Origin of the sequence: Dyadobacter psychrotolerans, assembly GCF_004349265.1 — a bacterium.
GTDB lineage: Bacteria > Bacteroidota > Bacteroidia > Cytophagales > Spirosomataceae > Dyadobacter > Dyadobacter psychrotolerans.
Genome location: NZ_SMFL01000005.1, coordinates 374881 through 393198 on the forward strand (window position 1 = coordinate 374881; position 18318 = coordinate 393198).

An 18318-nucleotide genomic window follows, 5' to 3' on the forward strand; every position below is an offset into this window, starting at 1 on the left:
TACCTGCTGCCCACCGCTGCTTGTGTTCCAATAATCCCAAAAGAGCATAATTCTGTCCCGTTAAGATGGAAAAATTAAGATTGGGAAGCATTTTTTAATTTTGCCAAATATTCAGATGGAGATACTCCATATTGTTTGATAAAACTTTTTGAGAAATAGGAAGGCGTGTTAAAACCAACCTCGTAGGCGATCTGATTGATGTTAAGCCGGCCCTCCTGCAAAAGTTTCAAACTCTTTTTCAGCCGGATTGATTTGATAAAATCATGCACACCCTGACCAGTCAGTGATTTGAATTTGGCATATAGAACTGTCCGGCTCAGACTGGTGAGCTCACCGATCTTTTTGTGATCCAGCTCCGGGTCCGAGAGATTCTCTTCAACGAATGCAACTATTTTGTCCAGAAACTCTTTGTCCGGTTTGTTAAATTCAAGATCACTCGGGTAAATGTCTTCCGATTGTTCAAATTTCTGACGTATGTTTTCCTGACTGCGAATGAAATTATAGATCACCTGAAAAAGCAGATGCTGCCGGATGGGTTTAAGCAGATAACTGTCCGCACCGGCTTCATAACCTGACAATTGACTTTGATCATTTGCCTGGCTTGTAAGCAAAATAACAGGAATATGGCTTGTATTAGCTTCGGTTTTGATAGTTTGACAAAATTCCAGTCCGTTCATAACCGGCATGATCATATCGGAAATGATCACATCGGGCTGAGATCTTGTTGCCTGCTCAATTCCCTCTGCACCGTTGGTAGCCTCAGAAACTTCAAAAATATCCGATAACAGCAGTTTGAGAAATGATCGGATTTCGCTGTTGTCATCTACGATCAGAATTCGTTTTCCTCTGAGCGCTTCCAGTTTTTCCAGGGATAAACTTTCACTGCCATTTTGATTTGCTGGTTTTTCATCTTTTTCAAATGCCAGGGCTGATTTATTTGCTGCAACGGTTGCATTTGCTTTTGGAAGAGCTATGGTAAAAATTGTCCCCTGCATAGGCGTACTTGTTACTTCAAGCGAGCCCTGGTTGGCTTCAATAAATTCTTTTACGATCACCAGACCCAGACCAGTACCGGTTTCTCCTTCGGTTCCGTTGGCAATGCTCGTTTTTTTTGTATCAAACAGATTTTTAGCCTGTTGTGCGGACATGCCAATTCCGTTGTCTTTAAATAAAATTTGGATTTTCTCTTCTTCTTCGTGCGACTGAATACTTATCTGACCACTAGACGCCGTGAATTTTATGCTGTTGCTCAACAGGTTACGGATAATGGTATCGATCATTTGCGGATCGGCAAAAATTGTATGCAGCGGGTTTACCTGTACTGAAAACCGGATGCCTTTTCGTTTTATCTGCTGCTCGATCAGTAATTGATTTTTGACTACCAGCTCATACAGATTTAAATTCGATGGCGTGTAAACAATATTATTGGTCTGTGTTCTTGCCCAGTCAAGCAAATTGATCAGCAGATCCTGTATTGAATTTGAGCTTTTATTAATATCGCTAATGTAACTGTAAACATCTTCACTGCTAAGCTGCGGAAATTTTTCTTTTAACAGATCCGAAATGCCCGAAAGCGCTGCGACCGGGTTTTTGAGGTCATGGGCGAGAATTGAAAAGAAACGATCCTTGGTATGATTACTGGATTCGAGGTCCTGGTTTGCTTCTTTCAGCTCAAACGTTCTTTTCGCAACGACCTCTTCCAGCAATCGGTTGCGCTGCTCGATGGAGGCAACACGTCTGTAAAAAATATACAAAATCGCACCTGTTATTGCCAGAAGCATAAGTAGCCGGAACCACCATGTTTTCCAGAATGGCGGTGTCACCACAATTTTTACTTCTGCGATTTTACCTGAGGAATCCGTTTTATCCCAAACCGTTTTCACTTTAAACGTATAGGATCCGGGATCAAGATTGGTGTAGGTGACGTTGTTTTTTGCTCCGATGCGGTTCCATTGTTTATCAAAACCTTCGAGGATGTAAGCATACTGTATCTTTTCTTTATTGACATAATTCAGAGCGGCAAACTCAAAGGTTATAACCGACTCGGCATAGGAAAGTATAATTTCTTTCACCGAATTAATGCTTTCTTTTAAAGGTGAACCTTCTTTTGAAACAGCTGCCTGCTTATTGAAAATCTGAAAGCCGGTAAAAACAATTGAAGGGTCCCGGCGCTCGGTTTTGGTTTGTTTTGGATTAAACTCGTTAAAACCCCTGAATCCGCCCAGGTACATCAGGCCATTTCTACTCCATGTCCCTGTGCCTTTGAACTCATAACCTTGTATCCCGTCAGTAAGCGTGAAATTTTCAAAGGATTTTTTACCAAAATCATATTTAGCCAGTCCCCGGGTAGTGCTGATCCACAAATTGCGGTCGTCCGATAGCAGTCCGGTAATCACGTCATTGGGAAGTCCGTCTGCGGAAAACAGATGCGTAATTTTTCCGGTTTTTCTATCCAGTTTGTTGAGACCATAATTGGTGCCTGCCCAGATATTTTTGTTTTTATCTATCCAAACAGAAGAAACGCTGTTGTTGCTCAGACTGTTTGGGTCTTCCGAGTGTTTGTAAGAAACAAAGCTGCCGGTTTTTGTATCAAGAATATTTAAACCGCCCCCATCCGTTCCGATAATCAGGTTCGCGTTATTGTCTTCTGTGATGCTGAGAATGTTGTTGCTTGCCAGGCTATTGGGGTTTTTGGGATCATGGGCGTAGTGGATGAAAGAGTCGGTTTGCGGATTATAGCGTTCAAGACCGGCTCCATAAGTTCCTATCCATATTTGATTCTGGCTGTCTTTAAAGATAAAAAATGCATAATTACTGCCAATCGTTTTGGAATCCGACGGATCGTGTCGGTAGTGCCGGTAGGAATTTTTTTCAGGGTTAAAAACCGTCACACCTTCACCCCAGGTGCCCACCCAAAGATCATGGCTAGCGTCTTCCGCAACACTTAAAACATAGTTTCCGGAAATGGAATTGGGATTCCCCGCAATATGTCTGTAATTTTTAAAAAGTCCTGTTTTTCTGTCAAGCCGGTCTAGCCCGCCGCCATCGGTTCCGATCCAAAGCAAGTCTTTAGAGTCTTCGAAGATATAATTGACAATGTTATTACTCAGGCTGTTCCTGCCCTGCTGGTGGCGATAGTGACTGAACTTGCCTGCGCTGGTATTGATCAGGTTTACCCCGCCGTTGAGTGTTCCCAGCCAAATATTGCCCATTGCATCTTTTAATACAGAGTTGACTGTATTGCTGCTGATGGTGGTTTGGTCGCCGTCGTCGTAATGGTATTTTGTCAGTTTTCCGGTAGGCGGATTAAAAATGATCAGTCCGTCATTTTCTGTACCCAGCCAAAGATTTCCCTGGTTGTCTTCTGTGACAGACAACAGAACATCGTTGCTGAGCCCGTCCATGGAGACGGATTTTAAAACGCCCGTTTTTCTGTCCAGCTGGCTCAGTCCGCCACCATAGGTGCCAACCCAGAAATTTTTACGGCTGTCTTCAAAGATAAATTTGATGTTATTGTAAGGAGAGGCATTTTGCCGGTTTTGCTCGTGAAGAAAGGGTTTGAAGGTGTTTGTTTTTTTGTCAAAGAGATTCAGGCCGGTTGTTGTCCCAATCCAGATATCTTGATTTTTGTCCTGATTAATGGCCGATATATTATTGCCCGTCAGCCCATTGGGTTTACTGCGGTTGTGTGCATAGTGAAAAAAACGCTTTTTCTTCCGGTCATAAATGTCCAGCCCCTCCAGTTCCGTACCAATCCATACGTTGTCCTGGCGGTCTACATAAATACATTCAATATAATCACTTGTCAGGCTTTGAGGATCCGTTGGATTTCCCTTTCGGTAGTGAGCAAATTTTTCAAGTTTTGGATCAAATACGTTCACACCACCTTCCCAGGTTGCAATCCAGAGTTTTCCTTCCGAGTCCTCCGAGATGCATTTGATATCATTTGAGCTCAGGCTGTTTTTGTCACGAATGTCCTTCTTATAAACAATAACCTTGTACCCATCGTACTTGTTGAGCCCGTCTTTTGTGCCAAACCAGATGAACCCTTTTTTATCCTGAAAAACGTATCGGACCGTACTTTGGGACAACCCTTCATTGATGCCAATATGTAAAAATCTGACGTTGCCGGATTGTGCGAAAATGAAATTTGAGAGAAAAACTGATAAATAAACTAATGAACAATATCTCATATTGAAAATATCCTAAACGCCTCGTTTTGCCATTTTTTAATTCCTGAAATTACGATTTCGGGTTAGAATTTATTTGTAATTTCAAAAAACGCAATTGAATTCTTCTTCAAATATGCTAAAAAACTACGATGCGGACTAATTTACCAACAATCGGGACTATTGGAACACAGCCCTGAATGGCTCCGGGGTAACTTTATCGAATATTACCTGACACCTGATGGTCAAACCTTTCAAAAATTCCAGTTAGCTTCGAAAGCTGCCCTTTTCCACAACTTTTTTACCGTTTATCGGATCAACCATTAATTAAAGTGATGATACTATTTACCAAAAATTTACGAAACATTTTACTGCTTGCCATACTGGGGTTACCGGTGTATTGTGGGTACGCGGCTTCGGCAGGCCCTCTGCATATCCGTATGGAAAAAATCACTGTGAGCGGAACTGTAACCTCCAGGGAAGGGGAGCTTTTGCCGGGCGTTTATGTATTAGAAAAAGGAACGCAAAATGGTACAAGTACCGATGCTTCCGGAAAGTATAGTCTGATCGTGGATGATAAGGCTGTGCTTGTTTTTCGCAGTCTCGGCTTCAATACCGCTGAACTTCCTGTTGGTGGAAAATCAAAAATTGACATGCAGCTGGCAACGGACGCTACTTCGCTGGATGAGGTGATGGTAGTAGGTTATGGCAGCAAAAATAAAAGCAACTTTACAGGATCCGCGGTCACGCTGAATTCTGAGGATCTCAATAAAGCGTCCCTTTCGATGGCTAATCTTTTACAGGGGCGCGCAGCCGGTGTACAGGTAAGCCAGAACAACGGTACGCCGGGAGCTGCACTTTCGATCCGCATCAGGGGAACGAATTCTCTGAACGCAGATAGCGAACCTTTATATGTGATCGACGGATTTCCTGTCAGCGCGCAGGTGGGTTATTCGCTTAATCCGGAGGACGTCGCCTCCATTACCATTTTGAAAGATGCCGCTTCCACATCGATTTACGGAGCACGGGGTGCAAACGGAGTTATTTTGGTAACTACGAAGAGTGGTTCTAACAAAGCAAGCAGACTGACCTTGCACAGTTATTTCGGGGTACAGCAGGTAGTAAACCGGTTTGATCTGGCTGGTCCGTATGATTACGCAGTGCGTATCAACAAACTGGCGGGATTAGATGGCAACCTGGCTCCTTATAAACCTTCACGACTGGATACATTGCAAAGAGGTTTGCTTGGTACCGACTGGCAGGATGAGCTTTTTCGTACCGCTTCGGTGCAGAATCACTCGGTAAGTTTCGTAGGCGGAAGCAATAAAACGTCGATTTTTTCGAGTTTCGATTACATGAACCAGGAAGGGATCATTGTTCATTCTAATTTTAAAAGAATTGGCGGCAGGGTCAATGTTGATCACAGTATCAATGATAAATTCAAAATGACAGCCCGCGTTTTTGGAAACTATGGTATTCAAAATGACTTGCCGCTGGCGCCTTCAACGATCAACGGATTTTTAAAGCAGGTGCTGAAAGCCAATCCGGCTTCCACATTTGATCCTTCCGTACCACCACAGCGTGATGCGCGAAATCCGCTGCATTTTGTACAGGCAGAAGACAGAGAAAATCTTTCTTACCGCACCAATGGCTATTTCTCTCTCAAATATGAAATTTTAAAAGGACTGCTTCTGCAATCTGATTTTGGTGCTGATATTAACAAAGGGAAATTCCGCTACTTCGCTCCGTCGACTGTGCCGAATGCAATTGCTACAAAAGGTTTGGCGACTGTAACAAATACAGATGAGCTGGATCTGATCTTTAACCCGACCCTGAACTACGATCTGAAAAAAGGAGATCACTCGGTTAAACTTTTGCTGGGTTACAACTTACAAAATTACACTTACGAAGAAACCGGATTAACAGCTACCAATTTCAGTAGCGACGATCTTGGTTATAACAACCTGGCGACCGCACAGCAATTTAGCGCCTATTCGGGTAAAAATCAGGTGAAACGTAAAAGCTGGTTTGGACGCGTGGATTATGATTTTAATAATCGCTATATTTTCACAGGAACCTACCGGATCGATGGATCTTCTGTTTTTGGAAGCAATCACAAACTGGGTTATTTCCCGTCAGCGGCTTTCGCCTGGAAATTCAGCGAAGAAGATGCTTTGAAAGATCTTGGGTTTCTGTCTTCGGGTAAAGCGCGTGTAAGTTACGGTATCACTGGTAACGACCGGATCAGTTCAGGAATTTCGCTGGCAACTTATGCAGCTGACAATTCGACCAAGTATACTTTTGACGGGGTAACAACGGTAAGCGGAATTGCAGTAACAAGAATCTCAAATCCGGATCTTAAATGGGAGCAGACGGCTGCCTGGGATTTTGGTATTGACGTCGGTTTTTTCAAAAACCGTTTGATTCTGGAAGCAGATTATTATCACAAAAACACAGATGATCTTTTGCTGGACAGAAGTATTTCGCCGTCAACTGGTTTTCAGACACGTTTTGGCAACACAGGTCAGGTTCAAAACAAAGGTTTGGAATTGTCCCTTCAAACAGTCAATATCAACAACAAGGATTTCAAGTGGAACAGCACGGTGTCATTTGGCATGAATAAAAACAAAGTGAAATCGCTCGGCTCAAACAATTCTGATATTTATGTCGGAAGCTTTAAGCCAGACGGTGCAGCGAATTTTGAAAGTCCGTTTATTATCCGCGTAGGAGAGCCTATCGGAGCGATTTATGGGTATATTTATGACGGAATTTTGCAGGAAAACGATCCTGCACTAAAAACAACCCATCCAAATGCACAAGCCGGTGATCCTAAATTTGTGGATTTGGACGGAAACGGAATTATCAATGCAGATGACCGTAAAGTATTGGGAACGGGTGTGCCGAAAGTGAATCTGGGTTTTACCAATAATTTTGTATACAAAAATTTCAGTCTGGATGTTGTTTTACAAGGACAAACAGGAGGGAAGCTTTTAAACGTGCAAAAAATTGATTTGCTAAACCCGATCACACAGGGAAATACGCTGACAGACGTTCTGACTGATACCTGGTCGCCGGAAACGCCTGAAGGAACCATACCTGCCCGCAGCTTTTATGGTAACACTCATGGCGGCTGGACCAATTCCCGGTTCGTTGAAAGTTCTGATTACGTAAGGCTGAAAAACGTTACGCTTACTTACACAGTGCCTTCCTCAGTTTTAAAGTCGATTGGTATTGCAGGATTTGATATTTACGTAAATGCACAGAACCTGCTGACGTTCACAAATTATTCTGGTCTGGATCCTGAGGTAGGTAACCTGGTCAACAATTCACAGCAGAACCGGAATGTGGCCAGAGGGCTTGATTTTAACGCTTACCCGGTAAGTACCATGTTTTTACTGGGCGGAAGGCTGACATTTTAATCATAAAATATAAATCGAATCAGAGATGAAAAAAGCATATCATATTTTGTCTATCGCCCTGCTGTCCGGATTTTTTCTGGTGGTGGCCTGCGAAAACGGCCTTGAGGAAGAAACGTTCTCGGTTTATGATGAAAACGTACTTACCAAACCTGAACACGCCGAGCAGGCTGTTCGCGGTGTTTACGCAGCCCTGAAAGACAACGGAGGTTTTGGGTATTATGCGGGCTATTTGTACTGGCTATATGAATATCCGGCGGATGTGGTCACCACTACACCGACTGCGCGCCAGGGTGTGCAGATAGACCAGCTTACTTATGACGCTTCTAATTCGGTCATTAATAATGTGTGGACAAGCGTTTTTCGATTGATCTCACGTGCCAATGAAGCGGAAGAACTGATCAGCAATGTTAATTATATCGGCAATGCATCTTCGGTTACCGTACAAAACCAAAATTTGGGAGAAGTAAGGTTTTTGAGAGCGCTGGGTTACTATGATGCCACTTCACTTTGGGGTGATGTGCCGTTGCTTTTAAAATCTTCATCCAAATTTACAGAAGCAGATGAAAACCCTGCTTTGGTCGATCAGGCAGAAGTTGAAAAAGCAATGATCGCCGATTTGCAGTTTGCGGAAAGTAATCTTCCGGCAAGTTATCCTCCGGCAGAAATCGCAAGAGCGACCAGTGGAACGGCAAAAGCCCTTTTGGTACGTTTGTACATGCGCCGCGGTGAATGGCAAAAAGCGGCAGACAAAGCCCTGGAAGTCATGAACAAAAATTATGATTTAAGAACAACAGCAGAAGGTGGCGTGGTATCACTTTACAACACATCTAACCGTTCCGACAACGAATTTATCTTTGTTTTAAAATCTTCAAATGAGGCCGGTGCTTATGGGGTTAACAGTAACAGTTTCGGGATTAACTCTGTGCCCTGGGATTACAATCGTGGCTGGGGAAGTTTTCCAATCCATTTGCAATTTTACTCTGCTTTTGAAAAAACGGATGCAAGAAGAGATCTTCTGACTGGAATTTTCAAAACACTTTACGGACAGGTTATCAGTGTGCCAAAACAATACGGAGGGCTTGGTGGAGCGGCGCCGGATACCGTGGCAGCTACTTATATATACAACCTGAAATATCCGCACGTAAATAATTACAACTACGCTGGTTTTAACAATGTGACAATTTTACGTTATGCCGATGTGCTGATGATGAGGGCCGAAGCATTAAACGAGCTGAACGGTCCAAATCAGGAAAGTATTACACTGGTAAATCAGATCCGCACAAGAAGCAAGTTATCGGAGCTGACTTTGGGTTCTTTTACTACAAAAGCGGCGCTTCGTGACAAAATTTTTGAAGAGCGCGGACGTGAATTTTTCATGGAAGGCAGAAGAAGAGATGATTTGATCCGCTGGGGAAAAAGTGCTTCCAATGGTGCTACACCGCTGTTGAAATTCAAAGAAAAGGTATTGCCAACACTGAGAAGTGCTGCAACCTACTCGGATAATGTCGATTATACGGTTTATCCATATCCTCAAAACGAAATCCAAAGCAATACTTCAATGGATGCTTCGGTTAATGCGGGCAGAGTGAAGTAAAATATCGTTGGCGCACCGTGATTTTATTGCGGTGCGCTGCACCTTTGTAAAGGGTGATTTAATTCTATTCCTACAAATATTACGGCGCTATGCGCCTCTACGGAATTGTTACATTACAGTGAATTCACAATATTGTGAAATTGAAGAAGGTGCGGCACATTGTAATTATTTGCGCTTTGGCAATTTGGGAAAATCAAAAATCAACCCGAAGTAAAAAAAGGTGCATCGCACCGAAGTATTTGTAGAAAACGATTGTCAAAGTATGCGGTCGTTAAGGTGCAGCGCACCGTAATAATTTTCACTTTGGCAATCTATGGAAATTCAATAATATCAAATCAGAGTAAAAAAGGTGCAGCGCAACGTAATATTTGTAGAAAACAATCTCTAAAATCTGCGATCATAAAAGTCTAGCGCACCGTAATAATACCAGTGCTGATTTTACTATTACTCACCCCTTGAAGTTGGTAGCCCTGAATCAGCAAAATGAAGGTAAATTGATAAATATGTCTTTAAAAAAAAGGTTAATATTTTTTGCTACGGTGATTCTGTTGTCGGCATTCGCTCTCTGGCAGTTTGATGCAGTTAAAAATGCGGTTGTTCCGTTGCGGATAGACAAAATTGACCTGGTTCATTTGCCTGAAAACCGCCTTCGTTTTAAAGTGAATGTTTCTACCAACCGCAATAGTGACGCTTACCTGAAATACTGGACACGCAGCAATGACACACTTTATTCGAAAATATCGAAGGCAGCCACTGAACATACGATCTGGATCGTCAACACAACAGCGCTGACGAATTACACCTTCCAGGTTGTTGCCTCAACAGTCTCTCAATCGGCGAAGAGTAAAAAATATCCACTTGAAACCAAGCCAATCTATCAGGCAACGCCTTATTTTACCCTTGAATATCTGGACAGCAGTTTTGCCAGAGAAATCGAAGGTAAATTCTTTCTGACGCAGATTTTAACCGAACCGGGCTCATCTGTTATCATCAATCACAAAGGAGATATTGTCTGGTATGAGCCGTCCAAAAAAGGGGTGAAGGTGTCACACTGGACACCGGAGAAAACGGTGCTATGCATTGTGGGAGCTGAGAAGATCCCTTCTTCCGGAGGTGATGAGATCATCGAATATGACCTTTCAGGAAAGGTGCTTACGCATCTGCAGGTAGGAAAAGGCGATATGGACAAAATGGTTCATCATGAAGTCCGGACAGATAAAGACGGAAATATTTATGCTCTGACTTTTGATAAAAAAATCTTTGACCTGACCAAAGCCGGCGGCATCAAACAGGATACAGTGAAAGGTGACGGCATTGTAGTTTTTAGCAGGGCAGGGAAAAAAATTTGGGAATGGACGATGCTGGATCATTTGGATCCGTTGTCTGATCCGGCGATTTTAAAAAATAAAAAGGATTGGGTTCATGCTAATTCCGTGTTCAGAGAAGCAGATGGCGATTTTTTGATTTCTTTCAGGGATTTAAATCAGGTTTGGAAAGTTGATTTTCAGACCGGTAAGATCATCTGGAAATTGGGAGAGAACGGCGATTTTCCGCTGAGCAATAACCAGCTTTTCAGCGCGCAGCATTTTGCACATATTAACCAGAAAGGTGATCTGATGATTTTGGATAACGGTGTAAAAAAGGAAATCTCACGCGCTCTTTCCTTTAAACTTGATCCGACAGCGAGAATTGCTGTTACACAGCTGGATATTCCTTTACACAAGGATTACTACAGCACAGCGAAGGGGAATGCCCAATTTATGGGAAATGACAAAGTGATTTACTGCATTACGGATCCGCGTGTTTTTCTGGTTACAGATCTGGAAGGAAAAGTTTTATGGAAAATACAGGTAGGAGGAGACCCTTACAGACTGGAAGAAACGCCGGGTTTTAAACTTACCAAACCGCAGTAACTTCTTGTTTAGTCTTTTTATAAAATTAAAAATATCGAAATGAAAATATACGTGTGGATGACGTGCCTGGCTCTGTCTTTTTTTATGAGCTGTAAATCAGACGGACAAGTAACTGAGCCCCCGACTCCTGAGCCGGCTGAAGAGGTATTGGACGGAGATCCGGATATTGGCGATTTGTCCGTAACAGGTACATTTTACGATAAATTTGAAGGTGCCTTAGACGTTGCCAAATGGGATAAAATGAACCGTCTCTGGGGGCAATCTACCAATACACTTTACCAGCATGGCGGTGTGATTCCTGAAAATGTGTATATCAAAAGCGGCCATGCGGTGATGCGTGCGCTGGGTGACCACTATACGGGCACGCTCAGAGGTCCGGCTGGCCATGCCAAACGCCTGGGTGGAGTGCTCACGTCGAAGCAACGATTCGCTTCCGGGCGATATGAGTTTAAAATGCGTGTTCTCCAGGCGCCCGATATGGGCGTGCTTTCTGCGGCATGGTCGTTCTGGTACAAAGAAATTACGGCTGCATCTGATCCGGCCGCTTGGCAAAAAGCGATTGCCGCGGGTAATATTGCCGACAACGGAAAAATCACGCTAAATCATGAAATTGATATTGAGGTAAAAGGTGCGAATTTAACCAATCCGATTTACACCAACTGGCTGGGTGAAAAAAACGGCGAGTATGACAGTAAAAACGTGGCATATTCAAAAGGACTCAATGACCAGAAATTTCACATTTACCGCTGGGACTGGCATACAGGCGGAAACGGACAGCAGCCGCGGGTTGAGTATTATATTGACGACCAGCTGATGCGCACGAGTACAACAAAAGTGCCTTATATCGCTTCATACATCAACATCGGAAACTGGTTTGCGTGGTGGGCCGGGAATGATTCAGGAACATACAAAGCACCTGCTTTTGATTCGATGGAAATGTTTGTTGACTGGGTCAAATTCACGCCTTTCAATGAAGCTAATGATGATTTTTTGAAGGAGTAAAAAAATTAAGGAGTTAATTTTCAATAAGTTTTTAAAAAAAAGTTATGAGATTATCTTAGCTCCGCAGGAGCTTCCTGTTTATAGGAAAGATTTATAAGTATAAACCAAACTCCGTAGGAGTTACCTAAAATTGAACTTTGATTGTCGCCAGATGTTATGCGTTTAAGTTCATTAAACCATCGTCAAACAGAATTCTTTTAGTCTAAGGCAATCATGTCACATCAGTCAATATCTATTCCCGCATCCAGTCTCGATTTTTTGGAGTTATTAAAAGAAAACAATAATCGTGATTGGTTCAACGCGAACAAAGAAGACTTTCTTCAGCAGCAAACATACATCGAAAACTTTGCCGGGACCTTGTTAAACGAGCTCAGCAAACATGATTTAATCGAAACCCAGTCAGGTAAAAAAAGTCTGCACCGTATTTACCGGGATACGCGTTTCTCAAAGGAAAAAATTCCATATAAAACCAATTGGAGCGGCAGCTTTTCAAGAGCTACCAAACAGTTGAGAGGCGGATACTACTTTCACATTCAGCCTGGTAACAGTTTTGTTGCCGGCGGATTTATGGAGCCTAATGCCGAAGATCTCAAACGTGTCCGCGACGACATCAGTTTTGACGCTGGTCCGCTTCGTAAAATTCTCAAAAGTAAGTCCTTTGTTGAGACATTCGGAAAGCTGCGTGGAGAACAGGTGAAAACGGCGCCAAAAGGTTTCGCTTCCAGCCATGAAGCGATAGAGCTGCTTCGTTTTAAGCAATTTCTACTGATAAAAAACTTCACAGATAATGAGGTGCTCAGTCCGCTTTTTCTGGAAAATGCAAATCACGCTTTCAAAAATATGCGGCCCTTTTTTAACTACATGAGCGAAGTGCTGACCGTGGATAGTGACGGAATAGGATTTTAACCCACATCTTCTTTTTCCATTCTTCTTTTAGCGACCTGGTTTTCAATTAATGGCCAGGCGATGGTGACTAAAAAAATACTGGCGTAGAAATACTGCCAGTTGAGTGTTGACTCGGTTACGAATTTGGGGTTGTTGCAGAAAGCATGAAAAAGCGCTGTATAAACCACATTTCTGGTCATGAAATAAATCAGAAACAAAAAGATTCCACTGACAAAAATATTTCCTAATGAGCTTAATCCTGCGTCGTATTGAAACAAATAAGCCGGAATATGGATCAGCGTAAACAGCAGCAGCATTAAAAGAAAAAAAATGTTTGAAGGCATTTTAAGCGAATGGGTGTGCGCCAGCCGAAAAGGGAAACACCTGAATAACCATTCTTCCATTAAAGCACCCGGAAGAGAATTCAAAAGGAAGATCTGAAAGAAAACCAGCCATTGATCTGTGTTGTCTGATGTTTCCATACGATCATCGAGCATGCTAACGAATACCGCTGTAAGGGAAAGAGCAATCAGAAAAGCAATCGCACCTTTGATAAGAAATTTAGCTTTGAAAGGGAATGTAAGCCAGTTTCTTTGGTCTTTCAGCAGATACCAGGTCATGGCAAACTGGAATCCATACAGACAAAGTCCGGTTAATATCCGATGTCCGGGGGCCAGTGCGTAGCTTTTGAAATCCGGGAGAAGTGTTAAAAGATTGAAGCAAATAATGATCAGGCAGTTGGCCAGCAGCACCCGTAAAAACAATTTTACCGTCATCTTAAAGGTTTTCAGTTTATTACTGAACAGCTGATATCTGTAAATTAGTTGCCTTTAAAGATGTTTTCGTGGATCCGGTAAAGAAGTAGCTGCTTTTAAACCACAGATTTCTGTTTTGAACCAATAAGGAAATACAGAATGCCGCCAAAGAATGGCATGCCTACGATTACAATGATCCAAACCAGTTTATTGATGTCTTTTTGGAAGTCGCTTTTGATCGCATCAATCAAAGCCCAAATTGTCAGCCCGACAGGAATAAGCAGAATAAGGAGTTCAAACGAGCCCAGTCCCATGAAAAGTAAAGTCGACGCAGCCATTTTAGGTGGGTTTAGTAAATATTTTTGCTAATATACATAATTATGACGTGTAAAAATATAATTAATTTTAGTTGATATTTCAAATAAATGCCTGCCGAAGCCCAATTCTGTAAAGGTTCGGCAGGCAAGATACTAGAATTTATTTTAGCCCATATTTCTATCCCAGAACGCAGGCGGCTCCACACCCAGCGCACGCAGGTAAACATAACCCTGCCCGCGGTGGTGAATTTCATTGTCTATCAGATAAAGCAGCGTTCCGTGAATAGGCCCTTCATACATGCCAAATGCATTATCACGTTCCTGAAAACGCTCCGGAGCAATCTGCGGCCAATAAGTTTCTATTTTTTCAGTAACGGAATCCCACAGGGCAAGTAATTCCTGTTTGGTAGTGGGTGCTGCGGAATGCCCCTGTTGGCCAGAGTCACCATATCCCGACCAGTCCCCGGTAGCGATGCCTTTAACGCCAGCGCCAGCCAGGTCGATCATCTCCATAGTCAGGTCTGCGTAGTTGCGCATTCCTCCAATAGAAAAAGTGTAAATTTCATTTTCCGGAAAGGCCTCAATCATCCTTCTTGAAAGGCTACGATGTTCCTGCCAGTGACTGCGCAGCTGTTCAGGTGTGATGGTAACTGTTCTGCTCAGTACTTCGTTTTCAGTTGCTGTATTTTCCATGTCACTAAGAGTTTAAAGTGTTTTTCTTGATTTCCTGTACAAAGAAAACCGGAGTGAGTGACAGCCCTATGTCAGCAGGTTTTTTTAAATGTAAAATTATTTTTGGAGTGCTCACATAGATTTAACTTCGGTCTGGCTTCATTGCCTTAATTCCTTAATGTTTAACTTTGAAATCGATTCTAATTTTAAAAGCATGAAATCAAAGCCGCAAACAGAGGAAAAGCAAAATCTTCATCCAAGGAATCTGCATCGTTCCAGATATGACTTCAAGGCTTTAATTAAGAGTAGTCCTGCACTTTCCCGGTTTGTAGCTGTTAATCAATACGGAAATGAATCTATCGATTTTGCCAATCCGGTTGCCGTTAAGGAGCTGAATAAAGCCATACTCAGGCATTTTTATAACATCAAATTCTGGGATATTCCGGCGGGCTATTTGTGTCCGCCTATTCCCGGCCGGGCGGACTATCTTCATTATATTGCAGATCTATTAAAGGCAGACAGTAAAATTCCCGGAGGAGGAAACATCCGCGGAATGGATGTCGGCATGGGGGCAAATTGTGTTTATCCTATTATTGGTCATCAGGTATATGGTTGGTCGTTTGTCGGCTCAGATGTAGATGTTACCGCTTTGCATTCGGCCAGACAGATCGCGGATAAAAACCCCGATCTGAAAGCGTTTATTGAATGTCGTTTGCAAAAATATCCCGCCAACATTTTTGCTGGTATAATTCTGCATGAGGACAGATTTGATTTTACGATGTGTAATCCGCCTTTTCATGCTTCCCAGGCGGAGGCAAATGCAGGTACAAAGCGAAAATGGCAAAATCTGGGAAAGGATAAAATCAAACAAAACGGCACGCTCAACTTTGCAGGCCAACCGGCTGAATTGTGGTATCCCGGTGGTGAGCAGGCTTTTATTATAAAAATGATCGAAGAGAGCGCGCAAATCGAAGATCAGGTTTTGTGGTTCACTTCTTTGGTTTCTAAAAAAACCACGCTTCCGTCTTTATATCAGGCTTTGAAAAAAGTGAAGGCGATGGAAGTTAAAACCATTGAAATGTCTCAGGGACAAAAAGTAAGCAGAATGCTGGCCTGGACTTTTATTGGGAAAGATGTGTGGCAACAGGAGAAATAATATGGTTATTCAACCGAAAAACCATCCTGAAAGGCTACAATCATTGAAATTCTGCTGTCTGGTCGATATATTTGTTCATATTGCAACACTGCCTACGAACTATTAAACGACAAACATGGATCCGATCGACTATTTCCGAAATGAAATAAAATCGTACTTCCCTCAATCAACGGAACTGACACTTTCCAAAGCGTATGCACAGCACCGTCGATTTAATTTTTACTTTACGATAAAAGAAAATTATCCCTATTTACTTTATTTAAACTGGGATGGCGAAGGAGAGCGGTTTACGTTAAAATGTCTCGAATTCAAAAGTGCAGAAATACTCAGCGGACTCGCAGCGGCGTATGCTGAAAACGGATCCAAATCATTTAATGCCGGACAGCCTAAAACGACTGTATCCTTTATTTTAAAAAGCCAGGACAACCTGTCTGTGACCGAATTTAGAGGTTCTGAAAACAAACAACTGAATGGAGGTGAGATTGTTGGAAAAAGACTGATGGAAAGTGTGGATCCGGAGCTTCCTACTGAATAATTTAAATTTCAGTTCTACAGGGGGCTATCCTTATTACTGACGTGTTATTGAAATATGGTTATTAACAGGAGTAACTTTAGGAACGTCCCCGTCCAGCCAGCATAATCCCAGAGCATAATCTCCATCCGAAAGTTTTGCTGGTATTCCGGCATACATTTGCTTTTCCCCGCTTTTGTTAAAAAGTCCGCGAAATCCTGAGCTTGATGAACATGCCAGGGCAACCAGATAAAACTTGCCGGGAGCATTTTGATCAGCCATACCCAAATATATTTTTTTGGAAGGAACATGATCGGGAATGTTTGTTAACGTAAATTCCAGGATGGGGTTTATAGAAACTTTATATTTACCAGAAGGCATTCCCGAGACCTGTACCAACTTTATGCTATTATCTTCTCGATGGTTTATAATCTTTTCTTTCCATAACTCGATTGTCTCATCTCCAAAGAAAACCGGAAACTCACAGTTTTTATAAAAATCGGGATCCGGATCAGTCAGGTTTATATCTTGATGGAGGAAAACACCGTTTTTTGAATAATTGTAGCTGTCGGCCTTCAACTCAGATTGTGTAAGAGCGATTTGCGAATCGTATTTAATATACATATAAATACAGCTAAGGAAACTGGCCACTGCAACGCCAGTTGTAAGAAGTTTTCTCCTCTGATTTTTTACGGCACTGAAAATCAAGATAATAGATAGAATTACGATACAGACATCGTAGATATTAAACCGGGAAGCCAGAATAACATCTGATCCATCGGACGATCGTCCGATACTGATCATTGTAACACTTGCAAGCAGCCGTAGAAAAGAGACCTCCAGCAAGCCGATGGGCTCAAAGCTATTTGATTGTTTACTGGGCAAATTGTACTTTTTCACAATGCCGATTATTGCTATTGTAAAAAAAATGACAAGAATTATAAAGCCTGCAAACATGGAAATTTTTATCGCATGGGTATCAGAAATTACTTTGGCAAATGAGCCTGAAAAGCCGATGAAATTTCGTGAAACAGCTGTGACTAATTCCTTTGCAGGAAGTATTTGGGTAGCAGACGAAAATTTAAAATTTGTGAAGTAAAAGACAGAGTAAAGGATCATTAAACCACCAAATATAAAGCTGTCTTTCCATCGTTTTTGCGTCAAAAGCCAGAAAAGTCCGATTGGAATTATGCTCACACCGTCTAAAAATGTCAAAGTTGCCAGTATGGCAAAAGGAAAACACCAAAGCCATGAATCCCTTTTGCATTGCTGCATGAAATACAAACTGGTAAAGGAGAATGCGACAGAGAGCGTGGATTGAAAAGCAGTAAGACTAAATATATGAACGAGAAGGCTGAATGGGGAGAATAATAAGTAAGCGATTGGAATAAGTGCCCAGGTACTTAAATTTTTGGATTTCATTATTAGAAATAAACTGTAACCCAGAAACACAAGATTTAACATTCCAAAAATAACAATCCACTTGAAATTCAGCTTACCGTTTAAATAATAACTAATTATGCTTACCGATTTAAAGAAAACGGACCGGTGGTCATTCTGTTGACGAATAAGAATGTTTAATAAATCCTGCGGTTTATCTAAAAAATCATTGAGTGTTATAATAAGCTCCATATCATCCATGTATGGAACATTAACAGCATAATAAATACAGTAAAAAAATAGAACTATGACAGGAACAGCACTAATTGCCAACGGTATAAAACGGCTATCCATCTTGATACTTTTGAACATTCTCTGCAAAGATTACAAATGATGGGGAAATCAGGAATGTCAGTTATTTAAAGTAGTCCTGAAATCGACTGGTCTCACTATTAAGTAATAGCAAAACAAAACTAGTAAATTTCGTTTAACAGTCCGGTTATACCTTCACGATTTTAATTATAGGGTTCTTCAAAAGTTTATAC

At 42.0% G+C, this 18318-nt stretch carries 12 protein-coding genes; 7 read left to right on the forward strand and 5 right to left on the reverse strand.

Going from position 1 to position 18318, the window contains the following annotated elements:
- Positions 1 to 74 precede the first annotated feature (74 nt).
- Positions 75 to 4193 (reverse strand): hybrid sensor histidine kinase/response regulator transcription factor, encoded by a 4119-nt coding sequence (locus E0F88_RS15885; RefSeq protein WP_131959252.1) that lies wholly within the window; start codon positions 4191 to 4193, stop codon positions 75 to 77.
- 311 nt (positions 4194 to 4504) lie between these two features.
- Between E0F88_RS15885 and E0F88_RS15890 the strand changes: the two genes are divergently transcribed.
- The 5 genes from E0F88_RS15890 to E0F88_RS15910 all read left to right on the forward strand — a co-directional run bounded on the left by E0F88_RS15890 (position 4505) and on the right by E0F88_RS15910 (position 13003).
- Positions 4505 to 7588 (forward strand): SusC/RagA family TonB-linked outer membrane protein, encoded by a 3084-nt coding sequence (locus E0F88_RS15890; RefSeq protein ID WP_131959253.1) that lies wholly within the window; start codon positions 4505 to 4507, stop codon positions 7586 to 7588.
- 25 nt (positions 7589 to 7613) lie between these two features.
- Positions 7614 to 9182: a RagB/SusD family nutrient uptake outer membrane protein gene (locus tag E0F88_RS15895; RefSeq protein ID WP_131959254.1), complete on the forward strand. Its 1569-nt coding sequence runs from the start codon at positions 7614 to 7616 to the stop codon at positions 9180 to 9182.
- A gap of 503 nt (positions 9183 to 9685) precedes the next feature.
- On the forward strand, positions 9686 to 11095 hold the full coding sequence (locus E0F88_RS15900) for an aryl-sulfate sulfotransferase (protein WP_131959255.1): 1410 nt from the start codon (positions 9686 to 9688) through the stop codon (positions 11093 to 11095).
- 39 nt (positions 11096 to 11134) lie between these two features.
- On the forward strand, positions 11135 to 12097 hold the full coding sequence (locus tag E0F88_RS15905) for a glycoside hydrolase family 16 protein (protein WP_131959256.1): 963 nt from the start codon (positions 11135 to 11137) through the stop codon (positions 12095 to 12097).
- Between the two features lie 213 nt (positions 12098 to 12310).
- Positions 12311 to 13003 (forward strand): DUF2461 domain-containing protein, encoded by a 693-nt coding sequence (locus E0F88_RS15910; protein ID WP_131959257.1) that lies wholly within the window; start codon positions 12311 to 12313, stop codon positions 13001 to 13003.
- On the opposite strand, the gene E0F88_RS15915 is transcribed toward E0F88_RS15910, so the two are convergent.
- From E0F88_RS15915 to E0F88_RS15925, 3 genes are all read right to left on the reverse strand, one after another.
- A complete protein-coding gene (locus E0F88_RS15915; RefSeq protein ID WP_131959258.1) occupies positions 13000 to 13758 on the reverse strand; it encodes a CPBP family glutamic-type intramembrane protease in 759 nt (252 codons plus the stop codon). The genes E0F88_RS15910 and E0F88_RS15915 overlap by 4 nt on opposite strands.
- A 95-nt stretch (positions 13759 to 13853) precedes the next feature.
- A complete protein-coding gene (locus E0F88_RS15920; RefSeq protein ID WP_131959259.1) occupies positions 13854 to 14075 on the reverse strand; it encodes a PLDc N-terminal domain-containing protein in 222 nt (73 codons plus the stop codon).
- A 144-nt stretch (positions 14076 to 14219) separates the two neighbouring features.
- Positions 14220 to 14747, reverse strand: coding sequence for a DinB family protein (locus E0F88_RS15925; protein WP_131959260.1), 528 nt, complete (start codon positions 14745 to 14747; stop codon positions 14220 to 14222).
- Between the two features lie 193 nt (positions 14748 to 14940).
- On the opposite strand from E0F88_RS15925, the gene rlmF reads away from it, so the two are divergent.
- Both rlmF and E0F88_RS15935 read left to right on the forward strand, forming a co-directional pair.
- Positions 14941 to 15882 (forward strand): 23S rRNA (adenine(1618)-N(6))-methyltransferase RlmF, encoded by a 942-nt coding sequence (gene rlmF, locus E0F88_RS15930; RefSeq protein ID WP_131959261.1) that lies wholly within the window; start codon positions 14941 to 14943, stop codon positions 15880 to 15882.
- Positions 15883 to 15997: 115 nt separating this feature from the next.
- Complete coding sequence (locus E0F88_RS15935) at positions 15998 to 16417, forward strand: hypothetical protein (protein ID WP_131959262.1); 420 nt, start codon at positions 15998 to 16000, stop codon at positions 16415 to 16417.
- Positions 16418 to 16450: 33 nt separating this feature from the next.
- Here the strand turns inward: E0F88_RS15935 and E0F88_RS15940 are convergent, their stop codons facing one another.
- Positions 16451 to 17815, reverse strand: coding sequence for a hypothetical protein (locus tag E0F88_RS15940; RefSeq protein WP_131959263.1), 1365 nt, complete (start codon positions 17813 to 17815; stop codon positions 16451 to 16453).
- Positions 17816 to 18318 lie beyond the last annotated feature (503 nt).